This window comes from Streptomyces sp. NPDC048461 (assembly GCF_055587105.1).
Map to the genome: position 1 here is coordinate 1 of NZ_JBVJGW010000068.1, position 3,421 is coordinate 3,421.

Consider the following 3,421-nt stretch of genomic DNA (forward strand, 5'->3'; position numbering starts at 1 on the left):
CGCCGCCCCCCCCCCCCGGGCCCGCCCGCCGGCCCCCCACCCCCCCCCCCCCCCCCCCCCCCCCCCCCCCCCCCCCCCCCCCCCCCCCCCCGACCCCATCCCCTCCGGTGCGTCCCCCGGGGCCTACAGCCGTCCCGGCGCGCCCGGTGAACCCGTCAGACCGTGGCGGGCTCACAAGGCTCGGCCAGCGGGTCGAGAAGCGCTGCGCGCCATCGGAGAGCGCGATCGCGGGAGCGGCTGGACCCCGCGAGTCCGTCGGCCCCGGTATTCCGTCGGAATACCGGGGCCGGGGCGGCCCGGTCGTACTGCCCCAGAGCGCTCTGGGTACCGGCCCTGGCCCGCGCGCCCATGTCGGCGCGGACTGCACACGAACCTAGCCCGCGCCCGCAGGTCCCCACGCCGCGCACAGGTCTCCCTGGGTGCCGGCAGGCGGCCCGCTGCGCCACGGCTCTGAGCGTGGGCGGAGACTGTGCGGGTGGATGATCAGCGCCGCCCCCCTGGGCACCGGCCCCCGCCACATCACCGACCCGGACGGGTCGGTACGACATGGCCGTCTGGCGGCCGAACTCGCCGCCCCGGCCCCGGTGGTACCCGCGACCGAGGAACCGGCGCCAGAGGCCGCCGTACGGCCGCATCGGCGGATCCTAGGCCCGGGCGGCACCGCCCCCGCTTAGGCGGGGCCGGAACCACCCGGGCCGCCGTCCTGGGCGGCCACGACGCAGACAGGGCGCAGGCACACGGCAACCGTGACCGCGGCGAACCCGGGCTGTGCGGGGTCGCCCACGGCCGGCCGTCACCAGGGCGAGGTAGCCCAGGAGCAACGGAGCGAACCGGCACACGGTCATGGGCGGGATCGGCTGCCCACCAGGAGCTGCCGCTGGCGGCGGCTGGGGCTTCGCCACAGACTTCACGATTGGGGGTGTCTATGGGATCTTCAAGGGATCCGATACGTGGTGGTGATGGTGTTCAATAAACTCGTTCAGGGGATCGACTCCCTGATAAGTCTGCAGTGGCAGTACATCTGCGGCGCCATCCTGGGGGCGTTCGTGTATGCCGCATTCGGACTCTCGCAGAATGACTCTGTAGCATCAATAACATTTCAGGCGATCGCAGGAGCTGCCGTCGGAGTCATTACTGTGGCAGCGATCCGATACCTAGGTGCGCCCGACAGGCAACGGAATCCGTAATCGATGCTTCACGTCGATGCCGCACAATCGGCTGATTCGCATCGTACGCGTCTCCGTAGGCTTGTTTGAGCCCTCGTCAGTCCGCTGACGAGGGCTCAGCGAGGTCGAACCACACCCTTCCGTCAAGCCCGCCACAAGCCGTGTTCACGCGCTCGGGGCCCTGACTGTTACCCGTCGGACCCGACGTGGACATGCTCGGACTTACCAGTTCCAGGAAGGAAAGGACGTGGATATGCTTCAGTATATGATCGCAGCTGAGACCTCAGCCGAAGGAAAGGTTTTCCTGGGCTTCGTGGGGTTAACGTTGTGGCTGGTAGGGGCTACCTTCCTTTTCAGAATTAACAAAGTCACTGACGTTGCGAGTGGGATACTCGAAAAGACAAACCAACCCGCAGACGGGTTTCGCGCGACTCGCGGTCATGTGATCGCATTCGGAGTGGCCCTCATTGCCGCCGGAGCACTCTGCGTGACGCTCTCACTCTCTCTGCTCTTCAAGTGACAGTATCGACCCTCCTTGTGGCCCTGCGACGTCACGTCGATAACCATGGTCGGCAGGTCTGCCCGGGGTTCTGCGGTCAGGGATAATTGAGCTTTGCTAACCCGTTGGACGAGTAGTCAGGAATCCTTGGTGGTCAAGATCGCCCTATTCGGCCCTCCTGCGAGCGGAAAAACAACGATCGCGAAGAACCTCTCTGTTTCACTGGGTCTGCCGCATACCGATCTTGACGACGTGCTGTTCACAGAGGACGGGCCGCTGCCGCTCGGTGAATTTCGCGGCGAGGCCGATCGGATCACACGGGGAGAGTCGTGGGTAGTCGAGGGAAACTACTCGAAACTCGCTGATGTGGTGTGGCATCGGGCCGACGTACTGGTCTGGCTCGACCTTCCGTTGCCGTTGATCGTGTGCCGGATCGTGCACCGAAGCCTGCGTCAGCTCGCCGGTCTGGACACGAGCGCGCAAGCACAGCACCTCACCTGGAACCGGGCCTTCTTCGGCCGGCGCTCCCTGCTGCGCACCGCGATCCGGAAGTACCGCAGCAACCGCCCCAGGTACGCCGTGCAGGTCGCCGAGACCGCGGCCCTGGGCGTCGATGTCGTACGGCTCCGCAGCGGGCGGCAGGCGGATGCATGGCTCGCGGGCCGGCTCTCCGGTCGGTGAACCAGGGGCCTCGGGACCGGGGGATCCCCCTGTGAACCCAAATGCTGTAAGGTTAAATCCGTCTCTCGCGGGTGCCCGGGAAACGCCGAAGCCGGCGGAGGGCCGCTCTGGGAGCGGCCCGGCACACCGCCGGCTTCGTACAACGTTCAGGCCCGGAAAACCAACCAGCCTGCACGCCAAGCCTACAGGCCGCGCCCCCGCGGCACAGCAGCAGCTGCCGAGGAGACGACGTGATCCCCCGCAATCAGCCGGTCATCAACGAGGCCGACATCGCCCGCCGGCTCGGGGTACCCGTGGCCACCTGGCGCCGCCGTGACGCTCCCGCCTTCCGCCACCACGTGCCCAGCCTCCTCCCCGGAAGCCGCTACCTGATCTACAGCCTGGCCCAGGCAGAGGCCTACCTCGCCGGCAAGCCGATCCCCCCGCTACCCGACGGTGAGCACCCCGACGACCTGCTCACCGCCGAGGAAGCCGCCGGCATCCTCGGCATCAGCCCGAGCACCGTGCGGGCCTACAGCGTCCAGGGCTACCTCTCCGCCGGCACCACCGTCTACGGCGCGCGGCTGTGGCCCCGGCACGAGGTCGAAGCGCGCCGCGACAACGCACCCGGCCAGGGAAAGGGCGGCGGCCGCCGCGCCGGCGAACCCCAAGGCCCCCGCAAGCAGCACGCCTACGAGGGCGACCCGCGGCTGCGCACCGCGGCCGACGCCCTCACCGCAGCGCACAGCGCATCCAAGGGCCGTCTTGCCGCCGAACTCGCCGCGCGGCACGGCGGAACCCCCCGCACCTGGGAACGCATCCTCACCGCGGCCGCGGCAACCCAAGACAGCACCCCGCCTGTCCACGAGTGACCAGCCCCAGCGAGAAAAATCAGGGCACTCCGGCAGATCTGGCGACCTGGATGGTCCGGCTCCCTGCCTCGGGGCCGTCGGCAGGGGGCCGGGGCGGATCCGGGCAGCTCATCGACGGATGGGCCTGACGCCTGGGACGTGGGGGCCCCGCGACCCCGTGCCCACCTCCACACACGCCCCGGGGGGGGTGAGGGGCAAGGGCGGGACGACCGGGCGCGCGGGCC

Annotated in this window: 3 protein-coding genes; all 3 read left to right on the top strand. The window is 69.2% G+C overall.

The features are described 5' to 3' along the window. Nucleotides 1-1,413: 1,413 nt before the first annotated feature. Nucleotides 1,414-1,686, top strand: coding sequence for a hypothetical protein (locus ACZ6S8_RS39480; protein ID WP_469463224.1), 273 nt, complete (start codon nt 1,414-1,416; stop codon nt 1,684-1,686). A 129-nt stretch (nt 1,687-1,815) separates the two neighbouring features. Next, nucleotides 1,816-2,346 (top strand): P-loop NTPase family protein, encoded by a 531-nt coding sequence (locus tag ACZ6S8_RS39485; protein ID WP_469463226.1) that lies wholly within the window; start codon nt 1,816-1,818, stop codon nt 2,344-2,346. A 230-nt stretch (nt 2,347-2,576) separates the two neighbouring features. Next, nucleotides 2,577-3,197, top strand: a complete 621-nt coding sequence (locus ACZ6S8_RS39490; protein ID WP_469463228.1) for a helix-turn-helix domain-containing protein — start codon at nt 2,577-2,579, stop codon at nt 3,195-3,197. The last annotated feature ends 224 nt before the right edge of the window (nt 3,198-3,421 follow it).